Here is a 22,776-nt window from a genome sequence, read left to right as displayed (position 1 = left end):
CTTCAAGCTTTGCCTCGCGTATAGTCCTCAAAATATCGGTAAATCTTGCCAGATCTGATCGCCTCTAAAATTAGCGGCTTAGCCTCTGCAGGGCTTGAGACGACATCCGCGCAGTACAGCGCAAACATCGCATTTAGCACTACGATATCAAATTTCGGCCCACTAAGCTCGCCTTTTAAAATTTGCTTTAAAGTTTCGGCATTAGCCTCGCCGTCGCCGCCTTCGATATCGCTGTGAAATGCGCGAGCGAAGCCGAACTGCTCGGGACTTACGCGGTATTCTAAAATTTTACCGTCCTTGACCTCGTGGATTAGCGTCTCGTCGCACAGGCTGATTTCGTCCATGCCGTCCATGCCGTGCACCACCAGAGCGTGCTTACGCCCCAGAATCATCAGCGTTTCGGCGATGAGCCCGTTTACTTCCTCCAGATAATTGCCTACGATCTGATTGCTTAGGCTCAAATTTGGATTTAAAAGCGGCCCCATTATATTAAAGACGGTGCCGATTTTTAGGCGGTTACGCACCTCTTTGACCTCGGCGGTAATCTTGTGAAAAAACGGCGCGTGAAAAAACGCCAGCCCGGTGCGATCTAGCAGCGCCCTAACCTGCGCAAGATCGCTAAGTAGCGGCACGCCCAAAGCATCCAGAGCATCGGAGCTACCCGATCTGCTAGTAATGGCGCGGTTGCCGTGCTTGGCGACGCGTACGCCGAAGCTTGCCGCGATAAAGGCCACGGTCGTTGAGATATTGATCGTTTTTAGCCTATCGCCGCCCGTGCCCACGATGTCAAACATCGGGCTCGGATCGTCGTAGGTGATCGAGTATTTTAAGATACTGCGTACGAGCGCCGTGAGGCTGCTTGGATAGAGCGATTTTTCGCTGATCAGCACGAGCAGCCCCGCAAGCTGCACGATGTCGTAATCCTGCTCGTAAAGCGCCTTGCAAATGACCGCATAATCGTCGCTATCTAACGGGAAGCCCTTTTGTAGCTTCAACATAAACGGGGCGAAATTTACCACGAGTTTCTCCTTTAAAATTATCTTTTTGCCGTAATTGATGAAATTTTCGATGATCTTTTTGCCGTATTGAGTAAAAAAGCTCTCGGGATGAAATTGTATGCCGAAAACAGGCTTGCTTCGGTGCTTCATCGCCATTACAATACCGTCGTTTTCGCTCTTTGCTAAAATTTCAAACTCGCGCGGCAGCGTAGCTTCGTCCACATAAAGCGAGTGGTAGCGCATCACTTCAAATTTACGCGGCAGCCCGCTAAAAAGCACACCATCTGCGTAAATTCCAATCGCCGAGCTCTTGCCGTGCAGCGGCACCTCCAGCTGCTTTATCTCCGCACCAGCCGCATATCCGATCGCCTGATGCCCAAGGCACACGCCCAAAATCGGCACGTCCAAATCCGCGCGCAAAATATCCAGGCAGACGCCGCTGTCTTTTGGGTGATTTGGCCCCGGGCTTAGGATTATGTGCGACGGGCCAAGCTCGCGCACCTGCTGCAGCGTTATCTCATCGTTGCGGAAGTAGCGTACCTCCTCGTCGCTTAGCTCCAAAATGTATTGATAAATATTAAAAACGAAGCTGTCGTAATTATCTATCATTAAAATCAAAATTTTATCCTTTTTTAGGGCGTTTGCGCCTCTTTAAAATTCTAAATAGTTTAAATTTAACCTCTTGGCGGCGGCTAAATTTAGCGCCGTTTTAGCGCCTCTTGCGTGCTAAATTTAAAATTTCGCCCGCGGCTGCGGCATTACTACATCAGCTGCGACGTTACGCTGCTTTGCAGCCGATATGTATCTCGGCTTTGCGGCGCCGAATGAAGCTAGCCGTTAAATTTAACGTCCTTACGCCGAAGCCGCTATTAAATTTAGCAGAATCGAACTCACACCGAAGCAAACGGTGCGTCTGAGCCGATAAGCTTAAGCGTCTAAGCTTCCTCGCATAGCTCTTCGATCGCTTTGAGCGGGCTTTTGCGCTTTTTGCAGATCTCTGCGTATTCGCTCTTTGGCGAGCTGTCGTAAACGATACCTGCGCCCGCTCCGATAAATACGAGATTGTTTAGCCCTTCGCAGCCGAAATTCTCCGCGCTAAATTTAGCAGCCTCAAACCGCATCGCGCGGCTAAAGCTCGGCTTGCTCTCTAAATTTAGCGCCCCGCCGCCTGCGCAAGCTTTTAAATTTAATGTCGCCTCGTGCTCGCCTGCGCGCGGCTTTAAATTTTGCGCCACGTCGCTACTCTTTTGCGCTGCGAAATCACAAAGCTCCGTCGCTTCGGACTTCTCCTCGCCGCAAGCAGAGTTTAAATTTAAGTTGGAATTTCGCTTAGAGTTCTCGTCCGAGCAGGAATTTTGCGCGTCGCGATTTACGAAGATCGCCGAGCGGATCAAGATCGCCTGCATAACGTCGCCGTTAAAGCGCCAAAACCCGATTCCGCCGCCGTATATGCCGCGCTCGTAGCGCTCCAGCTCATTTATAATCTGCATCGCGCGGATCTTCGGGCTACCGCTTAGCGTGCCCGCAGGGAAGATCGTGCTAAGCACCTCAAACGCGCTTACCCCGCGCGGTTTGCTGCCGTAAACCTCGCTTACGATGTGCATAACGCTTTCGTAGCGCACGACGCGCATCGCGTTTTGCACCCGCACCGAGGCGGGCGCGGCGAATTTGCCGATGTCGTTGCGAGCTAGATCGATCAGCATCCGATGCTCCGCAAGCTCCTTTTCGTCGCTTAAAAGCTCGCGCTCGAGCGCCGCGTCCGCTTCGGCATTCGCGCCTCTGCTGCGCGTGCCCGCGATGGGAGCGACGAAAATTTCGTCCTTTTTGATCTCCATAATGAGCTCGGGACTGGAGCCCGCGACGCAGCCGTACGGCGTCGGGAAGTGAAACATATAGGGGCTCGGATTGTTCTTTTTGAGCCGCTCGTAAAACTCCAGGCTGCCCAGATTCGTACCGACTTCTAAAATTTCGCCCAGCACGACCTGAAACACGTCGCCGCTTTTTATCTTTTCTTTTGCAGCCTCGACCATCGCGCTAAAATGCGACTCCTCGGCGCCCATATCGGTTAAAATTTTAAATTTAAGCTCTTTTTTCTGCGGCGCGCTTTGCGATTTCACCTCGCCTTTTATCGCAGCGTCCGCTCTTGCGGCACCATGGGGCGCACCTTCCGCTTCGGCGGCGACTTGCTGCGAAGCCTGCGGGCTAAGCTCGCGCAGGCTTTCGTAAATTTGGGCATCTTTGCCGTAAAAATCGTAAATTTTGCTGATTTTATCGTAGTGCAGGTAGTTTGCGGCATCGGTGTAAAAAAACGGCGGGAAGTCATACAGCGCCTGCTTCGGCGCGCCGATATTTTCAAACGCGCGCACGATGTCGTAGCCCAAAACGCCGAAAAGTCCCGCAAAGCTCGCGTTTTTAAACTCGCTCGCGCCCTCTTTTGCGCTCTTTACCTCATCAAATTTAAGCCTCAAAGCCTCAAAACTCATCTTAAATCCGTCGAAATAATCGCAATCTATACCGATGATGACCTGCCTGTCGTCCTCTGCGAGGTAGCTTTGCGGATGCGTCTTTAAAATTTTGCGGTAGTAAAACAGCGGCTCTTCTAAAAGCATTTTCGTCCTTGGAATTTTTAGTGCCATTATACGCTGCTTAGCTTAAATTTGAGCGGGCGGCGCGAGCTTAAGCGGGCTTGAATGCAAGCAAAATTTTAGTAAAATTAGCAAAAATTTAAGGAGAGCGTATGAAAATTTTATTTTCCCCAAGCGAGACGAAAAGCGAGCTGGGCGGCGACACGCGCATTTGCAAGCGAAATTTCATCTTTGCAGATCTTTACGAAAAGCGCCTGCAGATGCTGCGCGCTTACGCGGATTTTGTGGATAAAGCAAGTGAGGCGGAGCTTTGCAAGCTTTTCGGGCTGAAAAAATGGGATGCGGCTCTGCGCGAAAATATCTTTGAAAAAGGCTGCGCGAAGGCGCTTTTGCGCTACACGGGCACCGCGTATCGCGCACTGGGCTACGCTTCGCTAAGCCCCCGGCGCGCAGGAGTTTGCAGAGCGAAATACGATAATTTTTTCAAACCTTTTCGGCCCCGTGCTGGGCGGCGACGCGCTGCCGAACTACAAGCTCAAGCAGGGCGAAAAATTTGGCGGCATAGACGCGGCGAAATTTTATCGCGATAGCTTCTCCGCCGCGCTGGATCGGTATCTGGCGGATGAGTGCGTCGTGGATCTGCGCGCGGGATTTTACGAGAAATTTTATGAGATGAAGCGCGAATATTTGAGTTTTAGTTTCATCAAAGGCGGAAAGGTGCTGAGCCACTACGCCAAGGCCTGGCGCGGCAAGGTGCTGCGCGAAATAGCTCTTGCAGGCGCTTGCAGCGAGGCGGAGGTGCTTGCGCTGCGCTTGGGCGGCGCTTCCGTGCTTGAGATCAAACAGATTGGGCTAAAAAAGGAGATCGTGCTGGAAATTTCATAAGGTGCGAAAACCGCTCGGAGAAATTTACGATAAAGTTTGCGGATTTAACGCGAATTTTTGCGTAAATTTAGCTCGGAAAATTTGCCGTGAGTTCAAATCCCGCCCCATCCAAAGCGATTTTACCCGGAGAAATTTGTGGGCGTAATTTCGGCGCGAGGATTTTGCGGCGGCTTTTGGGTCTTTGAGCGGGCTTTGGGCAGCCTTGAACGAGCTTTTGGCGGCGAAATTTCGTCGTAAATTTTGCAAAAAATTCGCGCTCCTTGCGCTTGCCCGCTCCGCATAAAATTTTACGGCGATCTTGTCGTGATTTTACACCGATTTTGCGGCGATTTTTATAATACGAAGCGTAGAAATTTCGCCGTAGAATTTTGTCTAAATTTTTACTGTGCGGAATTTTGCCGTATGAAATTTCGCCGCGATAGAATCCTGTCGAAATTTAATCGCGGCAAAAATACTGCGTTACGATCTAAATGTAAAATTTTAATCCAAATTTACGCTAAACCGTCGTAGTCTAGGCGCAAAATTATGATCTAAAATTTACACTTCGAAGCCGCAACACAAACAAATGCAGATCGAGCCAGCTACGTATAAAATTTTAAGCCGAAATTATGGCTTACGTTCTGTTGCGATAAAGTTTTGAGCCAAAATTTGAGACATAAATTTCAAGCTAAAATTCTGTGCTTTAAAATCCCGTAAATTTCCAAATTTCACAAATCCCACACATAAAATTTTAAACCGAAATCCCACTATCAAAATTCTCCCGCCTCAAAATCCCGCAAATCCTCCGCTTTCAAATCCAAAATTCCGCAAATTTAGCGAGCTTTAAATTTTAAAGCTATAAACTTTGCTTCAAATTTTAAGGATTAAAAATGCTAGAACTCCCCTTTGTCGGCGTCGTCGTGGGCTTCATATCGGGCTTTTTCGGTATCGGCGGCGGTACGGTTGTAATGCCCGTGATGATGGCTCTGGGATACGACGTCAAGACCGCCGCGGGCATCTCGGTGATGCAGATGTTCATCGTCTCGCTTTTCGGCTCATATCTGAATTACCGCGCGGGCAGACTTCGCCTAGATAGCGGTATCGCGGTGGGGCTCGGAGGGCTGTGCGGCGCGAGCATATCGGGCTTCATCGTAAAATACTCGCCAGAAATCGTGCTTGAGATCGGTCTTTTGCTGACGCTTGCGATCTCATTTCTTAAACTCTTTAGCACGAACGTAACAAGCGGCGGCAATGCAAATCCCCACGGCGCGGTGCTATTTTTCATCGGCTTTGCTATCGGCGCGATCGCGCTTAGCATGGGCGTGGGCGGAGCGGTATTTCTAACGCCCGTATTGGTCGGATTTTTGGGCGTCGATATCAAAAGAGCGGTCTGCATGGGGCTATTTTTCATCGTTTTCGGCTCATTTAGCGCGCTTTTGAGCCTTTCGTACAACGGCCATGTGGATTACGAACGCGGCGCGCTGCTAGCCGTGGGCGGGCTTTTGGGCGTATATTTCGGCACCTCTCAGGCTCGCCGTGCAAAGCGCGAAACTCAGAAAAAATGGCTGCTCGTCCTCTACGTCGTGCTATTTGCGCTGGCGCTAAAAAAGGTGCTACAGTAGCGCCCGCTGTAGTAGCGCTGCAGCGATTGCCGCGCTATAGTTTTGCCTTGCCTCGGTTTTGCTACAAGCGCGGTTTAAGCATTCGCGCTGTTTTGCTACGTCGCCCTTTTGTGTCTCGTAGTTTTTTGCTTTGCCGTCCTCTTACACTGCGCGCGTTTGATCGCCGTTTTACGGCGGCGCGTAAAACGTCGCGTTTCGTCGCGCGAGTAAAATTTTAAAACGAAATTTCAAAAAGCGCGAGCAAATTTTAAAAGAGAATTTTAACTAGCCGCGTTAAAATAGCGAAGTCGCACATCTTTCGTCCTATGGAGGCTAGATAGCGAAATAAAATTTACAAATTTTAAAAGGACTTGGATTGACGAACTTGATTTTAGCAGGGCTAGGCGGCTGTGTAGGCGCGATGGCGCGAGTAGGCCTAAGCGGAGCGATCGCGCGTGCAATGGACCGCGCCGGATTTTGGAGCGCGTTTCCGATCGCTACTTTTTGCGTAAATGCACTGGGAAGCTTGCTGATAGGGTTTTTACTCGCACTAAATTTAACGCAGAGCCTGCGGGTATTTTTTGTCGCAGGCGCACTGGGCGGTTTTACGACATTTTCTACGTTCAGCTACGATACGCTGCAATTATTGCTGGCGCGAGAATTTGCTATCGGTGTGCTAAACGCGGTCTTAAGCGTATGCGTTTGTATGCTTTTTTGCTACGCTGGGCTGCTCGCGGGCAGAGCGCTTGCAGGCTAGCCGTGGAGCACGTGAGCTTTAAAATTTAGATTGCCTCTAAGCTTGCGTTTTTAAATCAAAATTTATTGAAAGTGCCTACGCTACGGAATTTTATCGCGCGCATGTGCTACAAAATCTGCGGCAACGGGTATGCAATACCATATGCCGTGCAGTTTTGCGAAAGAGCGCGCAGTAGCTTCGGCAAAGTGCAATAGCTATCAAGACGAGCGAAAAGTAAAGCGAGCAAGAGGGATTGTAGCTAAATAATTGTGCTAGGCGTCGGGCGGGCAAAATCCAGATAAATTTGAAATTTGCGTGCATTCTCTGCACATCTTGTTCGCCGCAGCTTTGTGAAATTTCGCTATCTTGCGCTTGGTTATCGCGACGCCCTAAAAATTTCGCTGTCTTGGCGCGGATAAAATAAACCTAAGCCGCGCGATAAATTTTAAAACTCCGTGGGCAAATTTTAAAGCCTGAAGCTTAGAATTTTAAAATTCTCGCATAAATTTTAGAAGCTAAATTAAAGCGCGCCGAAATCACGATCTTATATGCCAAATCCTGCACGCTATCTTAGATTTATCGCAAGCGACTGCGAGCCCTCTTAATTTCGTTTCTACAGATTTCATTAACCTGCTCGCCCTCGCTATTTCGCAAGATAACCTCGTAGTCCGTGATCTCGCGATCTTTGTTATACCCCTTGATATATCTGAATCTCGATAAAACTATTTTAAAGGATTCCACATCGTCTAAAGTATACTTATTGCCGAGTTTGACGTAGTTAAAATTACTACTAGTAAGCATATGAAAATTGCTAAATTTTTGCTTTAAATTTAGCGTATAAATTGCCATATGAGGCGTATCGTTATCGCAACGATTAAATTCGCTTTCATCGAAGGCAAGCGCGAGACAAATTTCATCTCCGCAGATTACCTTTATATCTTTGGCGCGGCTGTTTATGCGTATGGTCTGCCGCCATCCCTCGCCTTTAATCTCAAAGATATTGCGAGCGAGCTTTTTAGCTATTTCATCTCCGACATAACCTTCAGCTTCAGATTTATAAGCTGGGCCGAGCCCAGAGTAGTTCGGTTTTTTCGGAAAATCCGCAAGCGGAGTTTGAAGCTCACTTATAGCATTTAAATTTTCCTCGGTGCCTTGCGGAGCTGCAAAGGAGATACCTCTCATAGAGTGTAGATTAAAGAAGCCGATAAATTTCCTCACGACCTTATGCGCCGTTTGAGAAAATATCTTGGCTTCGTTTTCAAAAAGCGAAATATCGTAGATGCCGTAGCTATAATATCCAAGCTCTCTACTCACCCACCTTTCGTCCGGCGAACGATCGATCTCGTCGTATCCATAGTAGCGCTCTGGCATATCTTTTTGTAGCAAGAAGTCGTCGCTATCGCTGTCCTCATACCTAAGCCAGACCCCAAAATCGTCCTTAATGTATAGATAATCAAACTTCGCACCTCCTGCGAATTTTTTCTCGCCTAGCCAAAATACGGGTCTTTTGTCTAGGCTCGGCAGAGCGGCGACGGGAGGCAAATTTTGTAGCTCTTTTTCAAATTTTTCATCGATATAATCGCAAGCGCTAGTGGGCATACTAGGATCGCAACCCTCGGGCGAATCGGATGAAAAAAGCAAATTTAAAATCACAAATATATATAGCACAAAAAGCACGCACGCAACGCTCACGACCAAGGCGGTAATTTTTTAAAATTTTTATAAAAGTTTTCATGTCCAAATTTTACCTCGTTGCACCTAAAAAGCATAAAATTTTGCTTTAAATTTGAAATCCCCACGCATTATCTGCGCCTCGTCTGCCGCTTTGTTAAGGCTTTTTAGCGGCTCGCCTTTTTGTTTAGCAATATGACTTCGTAGTCTACAGGCTCGCACTCTAACCCGCATTTCTCTCGGCGATGGTTTGCGCGGCGTGCTAAATTTAACCTCGTGCGCTTTATCCGCACCCTAGTCTAAATTTAAAATTTCAAATCCGCGGCGAAATTTCACGCCTTAAATCAGAGCGGCTCCGCGGCGGAATTTAGCGAGCGCGCCTTAGTAAAATCCACCGAAGCTCGGTGAAGCTCCACACGAAATTTCAGGGCATGACGGCAAAGCGTCGCGGGTCGGCGATAAGTACGGCGCGGCGGCGAGAATAAATCTTAACGCCCTAAGTGCGAGCAAATTTAAAGCTCAATCTCAAAGAGGCATGCGCGAAATTCATCCCTAGCAGCGGGCCAAATTTCATGACTAGCGCGCCCGCACCCTATCAAATTTAAAATTTCAAATCCGCGGCGAAATTCTGTGATATGACGGCAAAGCGTCGCGGGTCGGCGATTTGTACGGCGCGACCGCGCCCTTTCGCCGCTATCAGCACTTGACGTTTTTTACCTTACTATCTTGCATCGCGCGGAAAAATTCCGCCCTGCTTAGCGGGACTTCGTCAGGATGGGCGCTTCTGAAATGGCGCAGATAGCCCTCGTAATCGCCGAGCCCGATGAGCGGCGCAAGCGCGGCATCTGCGCGCGCCAAAAACCTCGCCACGGCCTTCGGAGCTGCGAGCGGGTTAAATTTAAACTTTTTCTTAAACGCCTGCATCTACGTACTCGCTTTCTGCTAGCTTGAAATACCCCTCGCTTGCGCCGCCCTTTGAAATTTTAAGGCACATTCGGATCGTTTGGGCGATGACAATGATTGTAACGACGACGAAAAGAGCACATAGCACGGCGTCGATGACGTTGTTTCTGATAATAGCCTGCGCCTTTTCGATCGCCGCGGGATCGCTTAGGCTAGCGAGCTTGGCGGCGGTGTTTTGCGCGATAGCCACGTGGCTTACCGCATCGTGCACGCGCTCGCCGTTAGCCGGCATCAGCTTCAAGATCGCCGCATAAAGCGTGGTTATAAGCACCCAAATCGCAGGAGCGATCGTGACGAAGGCGTATTTTTGCTTGCCCATTTTAAAAAGCACCACCGTCGCAAGCAGCAGCGCGATGCCCGCGAGCATCTGATTGGACGCGCCGAAAAGCGGCCACAGCGTGTAAATTCCGCCCATAGGATCGGTAACGCCGCTGTAGAGCAGATAGCCCCAGCCCGCCACGCAGATCACCGTCGCGATGATGCCGTAGAGGGAATTTTTAGTATCGGAGAATGGCTTATAGACGTTGCCTAAAATTTCTTGCACCATAAAGCGCCCCGTGCGCGTGCCAGCATCGACCGCGGTCAGAATAAACAGCGCCTCAAACAGAATCGCGAAATGATACCAAAACGCCATCAGCTCCTTGCCGCCGATGATCTGATGCAGCAGCATCGTTAGCCCCATCGCAAAGGTAGGAGCGCCACCCGTGCGGCTCATCATCGTGGTTTCGCCGACATTTGAAGCCAAGGCGCCGATCTGCTCGGGCGTAATGCTAAATCCGATAGAGCTTATATACGCCGCGGCGCTTACCGCGTCTTTACCGAGTACCGCGGCTGGCGAGTTGATAGCGAAGTATTCGCCCGGGCTTAGTATGCACGCCGCTACGAGCGCCATTACGCCAACTAAGCTCTCCATAAGCATCGAGCCGTAGCCGATGAAAAGAGTGTGGGTTTCGCGCTCGACCATCTTAGGCGTCGTGCCGCTGGAGATCAGCGCGTGAAAGCCCGAGATCGCGCCGCATGCGATCGTGATAAACAAAAACGGAAATATCGGGCCTGCAAAAACGGGACCCGTGCCGTCGATAAATTTCGTCGTAGCGGGCATTTTAAGCTCGGGCGCGATAAAGATTATCGCAACCGCCATGCCGATGATGACGCCGAGTTTAAGGAAGGTGCTTAGATAATCGCGCGGCGCAAGCAGCAGCCACACGGGCAAAATCGCCGCGATAAAGCCGTAGCCGATAGTAAGAAGCGCGAGCGTCTCGCCCTTTAGCGAAAAAACGTCGTGCCAGTACGGATCGATCGAGACGTAATGCCCGCCCCAAAGCGCAAGCATCAGCAAAACAAAGCCGATGATCGATGCCTCGCTGACCTTGCCCGGGCGCAAAAACCTCATGTAAATTCCCATAAATATGGCGATCGGTATCGTCATCGCGATCGTAAAAAGCCCCCACGGCGAGTTTGCAAGCGCCTTTACGACGACCATCGCCAAAATCGCCACGATGATCAGCATGATGAAAAAAATTCCGATCATCGCGATGCCACCCGTGAGCTTGCCCATCTCCTCTTTTATCATCTCGCCGAGGCTCTTGCCACCGCGTCGCGTAGATAGCACGAGCACGATGAAATCATGCACCGCGCCTGCGAGCACGACGCCTACCAAAAGCCAAATAGTGCCGGGTAGATAGCCCATCTGTGCGGCCACTACGGGGCCTACGAGCGGTCCTGCGCCTGCGATAGCGGCGAAATGGTGCCCGAAAAGGACGTATTTGTTCGTAGGGACGTAATCTCGTCCATCGTTTCGGATCACCGCAGGAGTTGCGCGGCGATCGTTCAGCTCAAATACGCGATACGCGATAAAGCGCCCGTAGAAGGTGTATCCGATCAGATAGATGCACGCGCTGGCCACTACGAGCCAGACGGCGCTGATACTCTCGCCCTTATTTAGCGCAAGTACGCCGAAACACCACGCCCCTATGACGGCGACCGCCGCCCAAAGGATCTTTTGCCAAAATTTCATGCTCACTCCTTAAAGCTTAGCGAGCGGCTTTGGCGCAATTCGTCGTTTAATAAAACGGCTTGCACCTTTAAAGCGGGGCTCGTTAAATAAAATTTAGTGCGTATTTTATCGGCGTTTTTATAATTTAAAGCTGAATCGCGAAATTAAAAAGAGCTCTTTTGGCGTTTAAATTTAACGCCTAAATTTTGAATTTCAAATTTAAATAGACAGCTTAGCGGCGCGCGAAATTTTAATATCTAATCGCCCAAATTTAACCCCGCAGCTCTTAGCCGTTACGGAATTTATCGCGGTTTAAGAAATCAAGCGATAAAATCCCATGATAACGATTTTAATTTCTTAATAAAAATCGCGAATACTTTTAGGAGGAAATTTATGCCGGATCAGGTGTGCGTCTATGTACTTTTTCGCGCTCATATCAAAAGCTATGCAAGCTGCAAAAATGATGGCGCCAGTCGTGAAAATTTCATAAATTCCGCGCGCATAAATTCTTGGCACCGCTTAAATTTTAAAAATATCCGCCGCGACGAAATCTGCGCGTATAGTTCGCCTGGTGGGCTATGAGTTTTAAATTTTATCTCTTTTTAATCGCAGCTTTCGTATTGCTTGCTTTAGTAGCCGTAAGTAGCGGCGGAGCGAGCATTTCGCTGGGCGACATAGTGAAATTTTTCACCTTCGGCGAGATAGACGAGACCAAGCAGCTGATTTTAACGCAAATGCGCCTACCGCGCCTCGTACTTGGAATTTTAATAGGCGCGCTGCTGGCAACTTCGGGCGTGGTAGTGCAAAGCGTGTTTTTAAACCCGCTTGCGGATCCCTACATCATCGGCATCGCCTCGGCAGCGACCTTCGGCGCGGTCATAGCCTATCTGCTGGGGCTTAGCGACGTTTTTTACGGAATTTTCGCATTTTTGGCCGCGAGCGGGCTTTCGCTGGTGATCTTTAAGCTCGCAGCCCACACCCGCTCGATCTCGACGCTACTGATCGTAGGTATCGCCGTGTCTTCGTTTTTGGGCGCATTCACCTCCTTTGCGGTCTATCTCATCGGAGAGGATAGCTTTAGAATTACGGCGTGGATGATGGGCTATCTAGGCGGTGCAAATTGGCAAAAGATCGCGCTTTTGCTGCCGCCGCTGCTGTTTTGCATGGCGTATTTTTACGCGAAGCGCCACGAGCTAAATATCATCTTAAACGGCGACGAGGAGGCGAAGTCGCTGGGGCTAAACGTCGAGAAGTCCAAAAAGAGCTTGCTTATCGTCTCCTCGCTCATCATCGGCTTTTCGGTCGCATTTACGGGAATGATAGGCTTCGTGGGGCTCATCATCCCGCATACCTTGCGTATGGCGCTTCGCACGTCTAGCAACGCCGTGCTGATCCCCGCTAGCGCGCTTACGGGCGGGCTTTTTCTTTTGTTTTGCGATGTCATAGCCAAAAACATCCTATCGCCGGTAGAAATTCCAATCGGCGTGGTGACCTCCTTTTTCGGCGCGCCATTTTTCCTATACCTTGCGTTTAGGAAGCACGCATGAAAGTAAGCGGGCTAAACTTCAGCTACGGCAAGCGGGCGATTTTGCAAGACGTATGTCTGAATTTAGAACAGGGTAAATTTTACGGGATTTTGGGTCCTAACGGCTGCGGCAAGAGCACCTTGCTAAAAAATATCTTGCAAATTTTAAAGCCCGCAAGCGGTATCATCGAAATAAACGGCAAAAGGGCAAGCGAATACGGTCTAAAAGAGCTTGCGGCGCTCATCGGATTCGTGCCGCAAAAAACAGCCCTCGCCGCACCGCTTAGCGTGAAAGAAATTTTGCTTGCGGGCAGATTTTGCCGATTAAAAAGCGTCTTTAGCGGCTACGATGCGAGCGATCACGCTAAAGTGGAGCAAATGGCAGAGCTTTTGGACGTGAAAAAATTCCTAGAGCGTAGCGCATTTGAGCTAAGCGGCGGGGAGTTTGGGCGCGTGCTGCTTGCTAGAGCGCTCGTCAGCGAGCCTGAAATTTTACTGCTCGATGAGCCCACGGGCGCGCTAGATATGAACTACGCCATCGAGGCGATGAGCATCTGCGAAAACCTGACGCGCTCTTTAAATTTAACGAGCGTCATCGTGCTGCACGATCTAAATTTAGCCTCGCTTTTTTGCGATGAAATTTTGATGCTAAAAGAGGGCGCAGTGAGGTATCGCGGTAGCGCGAGCGAGCTTTTTACGCCGCAGATCATAAAAGAAATTTACGGCTTTGATGCCCTGATAGTCGAAAATTTAGGAACTAAATTTATCTTACCGCAAAAGGAGAAAATGTGAAAAAAATTCTTATAGCTTTGCTTTCGGCGAGTTTTGCGCTCGCCAAAGGCCTGGTAGTGCTCGACCCCGCCGCAGTCGAGATCATCTACGCTTTGGGGGCGCAGGGTCAGATCGCTGCGATCTCAACTACCTCGATGAGCAAGATCCGCCCGGAGGCAGAAACCGCGAAACTGCCTAGCGTTGGCACCTACGTAAAGCCGAATATAGAAAAGATCGTCGAGCTTAAGCCCGATCTGGTCATCACGAGCTTTCACTCAGCGGGCGTTAGCGAGAATCTGCGAAAGCTAGGGCTTAAGAGCCTTGCGATGGATGCGAACTCCACCGCAGAGATCTGCCAAAACGTAAAGAAGGTCGCCGCGATCGTAAAAAAAGAGAGCGAGGCGGATAAAATTTGCGCGCAGATGGATGGAATTTTTGCAGACAAGCCCGCTCTTCGCGGCAAAAAAGTAGCGCTATTTTTCGGCTCAAACGCCACTATGGCCTTTAACGACAAAACCCTAGTAGGCGATATCTTCGCTCGCCTAGGCGCCAAAAATATCGCAGACGGCCTAAAAGGCAGCACGCCTTCGGTATCTGCCGAATACATCTTAGAACAAAACCCCGATATAATCGTAGTTGTGGGCGGCGAGACAGAGGATTTTTTAAAAGCAAATCCGATCCTTAAAAATACCAAAGCCGTAAAATCGGGCAAAATTTTAAAAGCTCCGACGCTCATCTTACGGGGCAGCCCGCAGATCGGCGAGACGGTGGATGAAATTTACGCGGAGGCAACGAAATAGATGTTTAAAGAACGCATTAAATCCCACCATCGCTCCAAGCTTTTCGAGAGCGTCTCCGCGAGCGAAAACGAGCTGTTCGACGCGCTGGAGCAGCCCTCAAAAGACAGCGATTGCGTGATCTATCTGCATGTGCCGTTTTGCGACAACATCTGCTCGTTTTGCTCGATGATGCGCTCCAAACTCGGCGACGAGCTGGATGAATACGCTAAATTTTTGATTCGCCAGATCAAAGACTACGGCGAGATGCCCTACTTCGACACCAAAAAGATCAAAAGTATCTACTTCGGCGGCGGCACGCCGAGCGTCTTTAGCGAGACGCACTTCGAAAAGGTTCTGGGCGCGCTGCATAAAAATTTCAAGATCGCGGACGACTGCGAGATCAGCATAGAAACCACGCTACATAATCTAGATACGCAAAAAGCGCTCGCTCTGCAAAGCTTCGGCGTAAATCGCTTTAGCATCGGCGTGCAGACCTTCAGCAGACAGGGGCGCGCGCTTTTAAACCGCGTGCATAAGCCCGCTCGCGCAATCGAGCGACTGAAGGAGCTTAGAGAAAAATTTGACGGCATGCTCTGCTGCGACATCATCTACAATTTCCCCAACGAAAGCGTGGAGGAAGCGCTAGAGGACGCGCGCTACGTAGATGAGCTGGGACTTGATAGCGCTAGCTTTTACTCGCTAATGTTTTTCGAAGGCTCGGAGCTATCCAAAAAGATCGACACCTCCTACTATGATCTAGAGATCGATAAGAAGCTGCACCACGCTTTCGCGGAGGCGCTGCTGCAAAGCGGGAATTTCGAGGTTTTGGAGCTTACTAAGCTTGCTCGAAAAGGTCGCGATAACTACGGCTACATCAAGCTAAGCCACAAGGGCACGGATATCCTGCCTATCGGCAACGGCGCGGGCGGACACGTAGCGGGCTTCGGAATTTACGGCGTGTCGGGACACAAGATGATCTCGCGAATCGATGAGCGCGAAAGCGCATACGGCGTGCTAAGCAATCTGTTTCAATACCCGATCGTAAGCTTAAACGAGCTAAAAGAGGCCCTAAGCGCGAATATTTACGACGAAGTAGTACAAAAGCTCAAAGAATTTCAAAGCTGGGGGCTTTTGGAGCTTAAGGATGGAAAATCGGTCTTAAACTTGGACGGAATTTTTTGGGGCAACAACATCAACGAAGAGATAGCAAACATTATTAGAAAGGATTTTGTATGAAAAAAATCGTGCTTTACACCTCGCAAACGGGTAACACGAAAAAGGTGGGCGACGCGATCGCCGAGCAACTAGGCTGCGAGAGTCTAAATTTCCGCGACTTTGAAGGCGAGGTCGATGATTACGACTTCATAGCCTTAGGCTTTTACGTCGATAAGGGAGAAGCCGAAGCGAAATTTATGCGCTTTTTACGCAAGATTCACGGCAAAAAGCTTGGCGTTTTTATGACTTTGGGCGCGGAGCCGGACGGCGAGCACTCGCGCAAGTGCCTGGATACCTTTGAAGAGGGGCTTAAAGCAAACGGCAACGAGATCATAAGGGAGTTTGCCTGCCAGGGCGCGATCGATCCGAATCTACTTGAAATGATGCGCAAAATGGCGGCCGGCGGCAACTCGCCCCACCCTATCACCCCCGAGCGACTTGCGCGCTGGGCGGAGGCTGCGAAACACCCCGACGAGAAGGATCTGGCGGACGCAAAAGCAGCATTTGCGGGGATAGAATAAAATTTAAAGCAAGCCGCGCAAACCGCTGCGCGGTGAAACAAAACCAAATAAAATTTCACACTACTTAATGCGCGGTTTGGAATTTTATCTTTTACTAAATTTGGACGATAAATTTCATTACTACAAGCAAATTTGCCGCTGCAGGCGCAGGTCTTGCTCTAAAATTTAAACGATAAAATTTCATTTCGCGCGCAACGGATCCAATAATGCCGCCGACTTTGCGCCGCTAATGCGCGCTATGAGCACGAAAAACCTTTTGCAAGCGAGCTGCCTGCAAGTACTACAGCAGCCGCCATTATCCAATACGCTGATCGTCGCCGCTCATAGCCGCGCGACAACTTATCTATCGTCGCTCATTACCGCACCGCCGCAGCGGTGCGGAGCGTGAGCATAGAAATATTTTAGACGCACTCTCAAGAGGACATTACCGAGCTTAATAAATTTTAGTGCGGTACTTTTACTATGCGCTCGTAAGCATAAATAAAATTCTTTAGCAAAAATTTTTAAGACAAAAATAGCAAAAGATTTGCAAGCAACGGATAAAATTTCATTATGGCTAAGATTCCATTGTGATCGCAATCATATCCGTTCTATCTGCCCATAGCTTTTTAAATTTCGCTTTTTGCCTCACTTATTGTTTTATTTAATTTCGCAGCAAATTCCTCTTTGCTTATTTCTTTAAACGCTTCGTTGGGTACGGCGATAAAAAGACTTCCTTCCAGCAAAATTACCAAAAAATCGCGCTCCATTACCACCTCACAAAATTCCGCATCATAAATGAGCGTATCTCGCTCGCTTACGAATATAAATTGCCCCTTTAAATCGTCTGAAATTTCAATGCTAAAATCGCCGAAAAGTGACATTTTTATTCTTATTATATATCGCGGAATTTAGTAGCCACGATCTAACGCAAATAGCATAAATATAAAAAACTGAGCAAGCAGTAGGCAAGATAGCTCCTAAGCTCTTTATCCAGGACTTATCACCATAGTACTCGCGTAAAAACTCTATCCAATCATCCTCAAAAATAAAAAGGCAAGCCGAAAACGCAAAAGCGAAAAGCAAATCTGTCGCGCAGACGGCGCGGATGAACTTGCTCCCTTTATAAATTCTGCGCGAAATTCTAGTTCTCATTTTAGCAAATTTCCGGTTATCTTGTAGCGAGTAAGAAATCAACATATCTTTCCTTTAAAATTTTGCTAATTTTAGTTAAAATTAGCAAAAATAAAAAGATCTGTAAAATTACATTGCATGCTGCGTTTGCGCCTCTTCGGCGATACGGCCAGTAGATGGAAGGACACTACTAATGCAAGCGGTAAAAGGGCGAGCTAAATTTAATAAATTTCTACCGAAGGAGGGATTGTGAAAAATACAGCATTCATCACGGGCGCTACGAGCGCTGCCATCATCCAATACACCGCCCGCCATTTTGCGACGGCCTGAGCGTTAAAATCCGCTTCTGCGAGCAAGTGGACTGCGAGCGCTGCGGTCGCGATCATCGGTTATCGCCCGTCGTCACGTGCCGTAGGTGCCGCCGTCGGGCGCCGCTCTCCCGCTGCGCGATACCCATCCACCGCTATTAACCGCCCGCACGACAACCCGTCGCCGCTCATCGCCCCGTCATTTTGTCGTAGGATCAAACCCGAACCGAACCGCTAAATTTTAAATTCCATAAAAATCTCATCGCGCATAAATTTTAATTCGGCAAATACGCAAAATTTAGGTAAAATTCCACGCAAACGCTTTGACGACCAAAATTTAAAAGGGCGAAAATGACGAATTTCGAGTACGCGCGCCGCATTGACGAGGCTGCGGGGCTAGATTTAAGCTTAGATTGCGAAGAGATCGATCTGCAGGATAAGCTTTACGGGCTTTTTCAGTGCTTTATGCCTGAGGGTGCGGGCGTCGAGGCGGTGTTTGCGCCGCTGCAAAACGGCGCTGAGCTGCAAGCGCGCATAATGCCGATATATGCAGTTACGGAGCAGCAGACGCGAGAGGCGTTCGATCAGGGCATGGCGCCCGGGTATTTTTGCCCGCCGCAGGATCCGAAATTTGGTGGCGAAGCGCTTAAGAGCCTAGCTTTAGCGCACGTTCGAAATTTAAAAATTTTTGCCGAGTTTCTAGGCAAGAACGAGCTTTTAGAGATGCTTGAGCAAGTAAAATCCGCGCGCGTGCAGGAGAGCTTTGATCTCGCGCATAACAAAGATAGGCTTGCGGATGCCGTCTATGAGGCGATCACGGAGTGGATGCTAGACGCGCCTAAGCTCGATGCAAAGCTATGGGTGCTCGGCGAGGCGTATTATTCGATCAACTGCGACTACCTGCTCTCGGCGTACTTGCAGTATCCAAACTACGCGCAAAGGCCGCAGGAGGACTTTTTGAAGCCCTACTTCGAGCTATATCTAGCGGGACGACAGATCGCGTTTGAGCGCGGCGAGGTCGTGGTTTTTACGCGCTAAATTTACGCGGGCAAAGGAAGCGAATGGGCGCTCACAGGCGACTAAAATTTGAGTCTTTCAAAAAAAAGGAAGCGAGCGACGTCCACGAACGGCTAAAATTTAAGTTCAGCAAGTATGGGCACAAATGCTTATCGCATATCCAAAAAATCTGCGTCGTAATCAAGCAATCTAGCAGGTTGTCTACGTCGCGTCAAGTCGCTTAAAATATTTCTGCTTTGCGTAGCCGCCGCTTTCAGCACCTTGCTAGAGCAAAATCTCAACATATCGTTGATGTTTGGATAATTGAATTTTTTCCATCACTCTGCTGCCATCACTTCGTTTGTGGCGCCCGAGAATTCACTCTCGCCAACGCTTGCTAGTTGAAATTCATCTAAATTTTAAAGCAGAATTTCGCCGCAGAATTTTATGGAATTTCGCTGCCGCAAATCTCACAATCGATAAAATTCTATCGATTTACGCTCTTAAATTTACTCAAATCGCCGCCCGTTTTATAAAATTCTTCAGCGTCGATCATCGTGCCGTCAGGCAGCTTACAAACGGTGTAATCCACGCCGTTGCCGTCTTTGCGGACGATCAGCTCGCCGCCGTTTTTGATACAAAAATCCCCAGCAGCGCTAGCCTCTGCGCTCACCGAAGCGAAAGCACCCACCACAAGCGCCACTGCAAAAAATCTCTTAAAACTCATTTAAATCCTTTCATTTAATTTTGCCCGTTTTTAGGATTAAGCTTAAATTTAGACGCCAGATATGCTAAACTTGCGCCTAAATAAATAAACCGCCTTCCATCCTCGAACACTGATAATAGCGTTTTAGATGTTAAATCCTACCTAATTCCCAGCAGCACCAAGTCTGCTCGCCGCTGTAAAATCAAAGCAATCAAACTTCATCCAATGCAAAATTTTAACATCATAAAATCTCAAAAATCTCATCTTCAATAAAATTCTAGCGACGAAATCCAAGCCGCATCAAAGCTATTTCCGCCGTAAAATACCGGCTATAAAAGCGAGGGCTATGGCAAAACACTAGCTCGGCGACAAGGTAAGCGCAGATACTAAACAATCTCGCCTATAAGCGCGAGCCGCGCTCAAACCCCCTAAATTTAACCGCCGCTAGCCGTTTTTGCGCGCAAACTCGCTCATAAAGGAGACCAGTTTTTCTACGTCCTCGTAGTTTATCGCGTTGTAGATCGAGGCGCGGATGCCGCCTAAGACGCGGTGTCCTTTAAGCCCGATCATCCCCTCCGCCTCCGCTTGCGCGACGAAAACCGGCTCAAGCGCGGCGTCTACGATATTAAAGCTCACGTTCATCAGGCTGCGGCTAGTTTTTTGCGCGTGGCCGCGGTAGAAGCCGCCGCTAGCATCGATCGCGCCGTAGAGTAGCGCCGCTTTGCGCTTGTTGCGCTCGTGCATCGCCGCGAGCCCGCCGATCTCGTCCTTGATCCAGCTGAGCATTAAATTTAGCATGTAAATTCCGAAAGTATTCGGGGTGTTGCTCATCGAGTCCGCGTCCGCCTGCGTCTTGTAGCGCAGGATCATCGGCGTTTTGGGATTTGCGCGGTCCAGCAGATCCTTGCGGATCGCAACCATCGTGACGCCCGCGGGGCCGCCGTTTTTCTGAATGCCGCCGTAAAACATCCCCACGCTGCCAAGATCCACGGGGCGCGAAAACAGATCGCTCGAGCTATCAACCACGAGCGGACAGCCGCACTGCGGCAGCTGCGGATACTGCGTGCCGTAGATCGTGTTATTCGAGCAGATGTAGCCGTAATCGGCGTCGTCAGAAAATTTAATCTCGGGGATGCGGTCGAATTTACTATCCTCGCTGCTTGCGACCACGCGGTAGTTTATGCCGAGCACGCCCGCTTCCTTGATCGCCTTGCTCGTCCAGTTGCCCGTGTTGGCGTATTCTGCGACGCCGCCTGCGTATAGGTTCATCGGCACCTGCGCGAATTGCAGGCTCGCGCCGCCTTGCAAAAATAAAATCGTAAAATCGTCCGAAAAGCCGTAGAGATCGCGTACGCGGTCCATCGCGCTATGCAGAACTTCCTCAAAAATTTTGGTGCGGTGGGATATCTCCATTATCGAAAATCCGCGCCCCGCGTAGTTTAGTAGCTCCTCTTGCGCCTGCTTTAGCACGCCCAGCGGGATGGTGCTAGGTCCTGCGCTAAAATTTAAAACCCTATCCATTTTGCCTCCTTTAGATGATTTTTGCGTTTTTGCTGAGCTGCTGCGAGCAAAGGACGAACTCGTCTCCCGCGGCAAGCTCACTCAAGCTCACCGTTTTGCCGCCCTTTTGGATTTGAACGAGGTCTTTAGTGATCTCAAAAAATTTCGCCTTTTGTGCTAAAAGCTCGCCCTTTGCACTTAGCGTATGCTCTGCGGCGCTTAGCTTGGAGTCCACGAAGCTTTTAAATTTAAGCTCGAAATTTAAAAGCCTGGCAAGCGAGCCTGAAATTTTTGGCTCGACCGATTTTGATCTAAGCTCTAAAGCTGCGAGGCTCAGCGCGTTTTGTGCGGATGAAATTTTATCTTTTATCAGCCTATCAAGTGCGTCGCTTATGCCGTCTAGGTTCTGAAAGATCGCGCAAATATCGGGCAGCAGATCGATCATCGCAGCGGTGGGCGTGAGGCTTCGGTGATCGGCTACAAAATCGCTGATGCTAAAATCGATCTCGTGCCCTACCGCCGAGATGACGGGCGTTTTGGCTGCGTAGATCGCGTGCGCCAAGGCCTCGTCGTTGAAGCACCACAGATCCTCGCGCGAGCCACCGCCGCGAGCGATTACGATCGCATCGTAGCCCTTCGCGTCGGCTACGCGCAATGCACTTATGATCGAAGCAGGCGCACCTTCGCCTTGCACTAGCGCGTTATACAGATCGATCTTGCAAAGCGCGAAGCGGTCCTGCGCCGTGCGAAGCATATCTGCCTGTGCCGCGGAGCCCGCGCTCGTGATGATTGCGATGCTTTGGGCAAATTTCGGAAGCTGTTTTTTGTGCGCGGTATCGAAAAGCCCCTCTTTGCTAAGTTTATCTTTTAGCGCGGCAAACGCCGCTTCCAGCTCGCCCTCGCCGCTTTTGCGGATGTTTGAGGCCTGGATCTGATACGCGCCCGTAGGAGCGTATAGCGAGACCTTGCCGCTTACGATGAGCTTATCGCCCACGGCGGGGATAAAATTTATCCGCGCGGCGTTAAATTTAAACATCGCGCAATCAATCGCCGCGCTCGCGTCTTTGATCGTGAAATACCAGTGCCCGCTCGTACTTTGAATTCTAAACTTAGATATCTCGCCCTCGACCTCGACGAAGCTAAAGCTCGTCTCTAAAAGCGTCTTGGCTTGGGCGTTGAGCTCGCTTACGCTAAGCATCGTCGCTCTTCTGTGCGATTTTCTCTGCGATGAAAAGCGTGCTGACGTCGAAGCTAAAGCCCTTTTGCACGCGCAGTTCAAAGCCCGCGTTTTTGAGCTTTTCGCTAAAGCTCGCGGCGTCTAGGAAGCTGCCGATGGAGCTTGGCAGATACTCGTAGGCTTCTTTGTTTTTCGAGATGAAGGCGCCGATTTTGGGTAAAATTTTACTCACGTAAAAATCCCTGATTTTAAATGCGAACCCGCCGCTTGCGGCTTTGGTAAATTCCAAAACCACGAGCGAGCCGCCCGGTTTGATGACGCGGTTAAACTCCGCAAGCGCCGCGTCCAGCTCCACGACGTTTCTTATGCCGTAGCTGATGCTTAAAATATCCACGCTCGCGTCATCCAGCGTCGTAGCGCCCGCGGTCGCTTTGATAAACTCGCAGCCGGGAAATTTTTGCCTTGCTACTTCGAGCATTCCCTCGCTCGGATCGATCCCCACGATCCGCTCGATCTGCACGCCGTACTGCGCCGCGCCGTCGCGCCATGAGCTTATCATATCGCCCGTGCCGCACGCGACGTCGGCGATACTCACGAGCTTTCCTTTAAGCTTTTCAAGCGTCAGTTTGACCGCTTTTTTGCGCCACGAAACGTCCACGCCGAAGCTGATGGCGCGGTTTGCCAGATCGTAGGTAGGCGCGATCTCATCGAACATCTTTATGATTTTTTCCTGTTTTTGCACGGGTATTCC

At 49.7% G+C, this 22,776-nt stretch carries 22 protein-coding genes; 11 read left to right on the top strand and 11 right to left on the bottom strand.

All coding sequences use genetic code 11. The features are described from left to right. Window positions 1-2: 2 nt before the first annotated feature. Window positions 3-1,616, bottom strand: coding sequence for an anthranilate phosphoribosyltransferase (trpD, locus tag Q0380_RS06590; RefSeq protein ID WP_298961661.1), 1,614 nt, complete (start codon window positions 1,614-1,616; stop codon window positions 3-5). 317 nt (window positions 1,617-1,933) lie between these two features. After that, on the bottom strand, window positions 1,934-3,607 hold the full coding sequence (locus tag Q0380_RS06585) for an anthranilate synthase component I family protein (RefSeq protein ID WP_298961658.1): 1,674 nt from the start codon (window positions 3,605-3,607) through the stop codon (window positions 1,934-1,936). Between the two features lie 128 nt (window positions 3,608-3,735). Here Q0380_RS06585 and yaaA (Q0380_RS06580) point away from each other — a divergent pair, with 128 nt between their 5' ends. From yaaA (Q0380_RS06580) to Q0380_RS06565, 4 genes are all read left to right on the top strand, one after another. Continuing rightward, on the top strand, window positions 3,736-4,173 hold the full coding sequence (yaaA, locus tag Q0380_RS06580) for a peroxide stress protein YaaA (RefSeq protein ID WP_298961653.1): 438 nt from the start codon (window positions 3,736-3,738) through the stop codon (window positions 4,171-4,173). Next, the gene (gene yaaA / locus Q0380_RS06575) at window positions 4,085-4,468 is read left to right on the top strand and encodes a peroxide stress protein YaaA (protein ID WP_298961650.1); all 384 of its coding nucleotides are present in this window, start codon (window positions 4,085-4,087) and stop codon (window positions 4,466-4,468) included. Before yaaA (Q0380_RS06580) ends, yaaA (Q0380_RS06575) begins: the two co-directional genes overlap by 89 nt. An 869-nt stretch (window positions 4,469-5,337) precedes the next feature. Then, on the top strand, window positions 5,338-6,069 hold the full coding sequence (locus Q0380_RS06570; protein ID WP_298961645.1) for a sulfite exporter TauE/SafE family protein: 732 nt from the start codon (window positions 5,338-5,340) through the stop codon (window positions 6,067-6,069). Window positions 6,070-6,424: 355 nt separating this feature from the next. Further along, window positions 6,425-6,805 carry a CrcB family protein gene (locus Q0380_RS06565; protein ID WP_297898055.1) on the top strand — a complete coding sequence of 127 codons (381 nt, stop codon included), beginning with the start codon at window positions 6,425-6,427 and terminating at the stop codon, window positions 6,803-6,805. Between the two features lie 555 nt (window positions 6,806-7,360). On the opposite strand, the gene Q0380_RS06560 is transcribed toward Q0380_RS06565, so the two are convergent. From Q0380_RS06560 to Q0380_RS06550, 3 genes are all read right to left on the bottom strand, one after another. Beyond that, entirely contained in the window at window positions 7,361-8,476 is a 1,116-nt protein-coding gene (locus tag Q0380_RS06560; protein ID WP_298961642.1) for a hypothetical protein, read from the bottom strand. Window positions 8,477-9,151: 675 nt separating this feature from the next. Next, window positions 9,152-9,379: a CstA-like transporter-associated (seleno)protein gene (locus Q0380_RS06555; RefSeq protein ID WP_298961638.1), complete on the bottom strand. Its 228-nt coding sequence runs from the start codon at window positions 9,377-9,379 to the stop codon at window positions 9,152-9,154. After that, window positions 9,366-11,435, bottom strand: coding sequence for a carbon starvation CstA family protein (locus Q0380_RS06550; RefSeq protein WP_298961636.1), 2,070 nt, complete (start codon window positions 11,433-11,435; stop codon window positions 9,366-9,368). The genes Q0380_RS06555 and Q0380_RS06550 overlap by 14 nt, the downstream gene beginning before the upstream one ends. A gap of 372 nt (window positions 11,436-11,807) precedes the next feature. Between Q0380_RS06550 and Q0380_RS06545 the strand changes: the two genes are divergently transcribed. The 6 genes from Q0380_RS06545 to Q0380_RS06520 are packed head-to-tail and all read left to right on the top strand — an operon-like array spanning window position 11,808 to window position 16,225. Then, complete coding sequence (locus Q0380_RS06545; protein WP_298961633.1) at window positions 11,808-11,996, top strand: hypothetical protein; 189 nt, start codon at window positions 11,808-11,810, stop codon at window positions 11,994-11,996. Next, window positions 11,993-12,961, top strand: coding sequence for an iron ABC transporter permease (locus tag Q0380_RS06540; protein ID WP_298961632.1), 969 nt, complete (start codon window positions 11,993-11,995; stop codon window positions 12,959-12,961). Before Q0380_RS06545 ends, Q0380_RS06540 begins: the two co-directional genes overlap by 4 nt. Beyond that, window positions 12,958-13,731: an ABC transporter ATP-binding protein gene (locus Q0380_RS06535; RefSeq protein ID WP_298961629.1), complete on the top strand. Its 774-nt coding sequence runs from the start codon at window positions 12,958-12,960 to the stop codon at window positions 13,729-13,731. Before Q0380_RS06540 ends, Q0380_RS06535 begins: the two co-directional genes overlap by 4 nt. Next, window positions 13,728-14,510, top strand: a complete 783-nt coding sequence (locus tag Q0380_RS06530; RefSeq protein ID WP_298961626.1) for an ABC transporter substrate-binding protein — start codon at window positions 13,728-13,730, stop codon at window positions 14,508-14,510. Before Q0380_RS06535 ends, Q0380_RS06530 begins: the two co-directional genes overlap by 4 nt. Then, entirely contained in the window at window positions 14,511-15,725 is a 1,215-nt protein-coding gene (locus tag Q0380_RS06525) for a radical SAM protein (protein ID WP_298961623.1), read from the top strand. Next, entirely contained in the window at window positions 15,722-16,225 is a 504-nt protein-coding gene (locus Q0380_RS06520) for a flavodoxin family protein (protein WP_298961620.1), read from the top strand. Before Q0380_RS06525 ends, Q0380_RS06520 begins: the two co-directional genes overlap by 4 nt. A 608-nt stretch (window positions 16,226-16,833) precedes the next feature. Here the strand turns inward: Q0380_RS06520 and Q0380_RS06515 are convergent. Beyond that, window positions 16,834-17,088, bottom strand: coding sequence for a hypothetical protein (locus Q0380_RS06515; RefSeq protein WP_298961617.1), 255 nt, complete (start codon window positions 17,086-17,088; stop codon window positions 16,834-16,836). Between the two features lie 471 nt (window positions 17,089-17,559). Further along, complete coding sequence (locus Q0380_RS06510) at window positions 17,560-17,724, bottom strand: hypothetical protein (RefSeq protein ID WP_298961615.1); 165 nt, start codon at window positions 17,722-17,724, stop codon at window positions 17,560-17,562. A 273-nt stretch (window positions 17,725-17,997) separates the two neighbouring features. On the opposite strand from Q0380_RS06510, the gene Q0380_RS06505 reads away from it, so the two are divergent. Then, window positions 17,998-18,684 carry a hypothetical protein gene (locus Q0380_RS06505; RefSeq protein WP_298961613.1) on the top strand — a complete coding sequence of 229 codons (687 nt, stop codon included), beginning with the start codon at window positions 17,998-18,000 and terminating at the stop codon, window positions 18,682-18,684. A gap of 445 nt (window positions 18,685-19,129) precedes the next feature. On the opposite strand, the gene Q0380_RS06500 is transcribed toward Q0380_RS06505, so the two are convergent. The 4 genes from Q0380_RS06500 to ubiE form a co-directional block, all read right to left on the bottom strand. Then, window positions 19,130-19,369 (bottom strand): DUF333 domain-containing protein, encoded by a 240-nt coding sequence (locus Q0380_RS06500; RefSeq protein ID WP_295150930.1) that lies wholly within the window; start codon window positions 19,367-19,369, stop codon window positions 19,130-19,132. Window positions 19,370-19,792: 423 nt separating this feature from the next. Further along, window positions 19,793-20,869: a 3-phosphoserine/phosphohydroxythreonine transaminase gene (serC, locus tag Q0380_RS06495; protein WP_298961610.1), complete on the bottom strand. Its 1,077-nt coding sequence runs from the start codon at window positions 20,867-20,869 to the stop codon at window positions 19,793-19,795. 10 nt (window positions 20,870-20,879) lie between these two features. After that, window positions 20,880-22,046 (bottom strand): exodeoxyribonuclease VII large subunit, encoded by a 1,167-nt coding sequence (gene xseA / locus Q0380_RS06490; RefSeq protein ID WP_298961607.1) that lies wholly within the window; start codon window positions 22,044-22,046, stop codon window positions 20,880-20,882. Then, window positions 22,039-22,767: a bifunctional demethylmenaquinone methyltransferase/2-methoxy-6-polyprenyl-1,4-benzoquinol methylase UbiE gene (gene ubiE, locus Q0380_RS06485; RefSeq protein WP_298961605.1), complete on the bottom strand. Its 729-nt coding sequence runs from the start codon at window positions 22,765-22,767 to the stop codon at window positions 22,039-22,041. Before ubiE ends, xseA begins: the two co-directional genes overlap by 8 nt. Window positions 22,768-22,776 lie beyond the last annotated feature (9 nt).

Source organism: uncultured Campylobacter sp., assembly GCF_937959485.1.
Lineage (GTDB): Bacteria > Campylobacterota > Campylobacteria > Campylobacterales > Campylobacteraceae > Campylobacter_B.
Note: the sequence above shows the minus strand (reverse complement) of the source record. Positions and strands in the feature narration are given on the sequence as shown.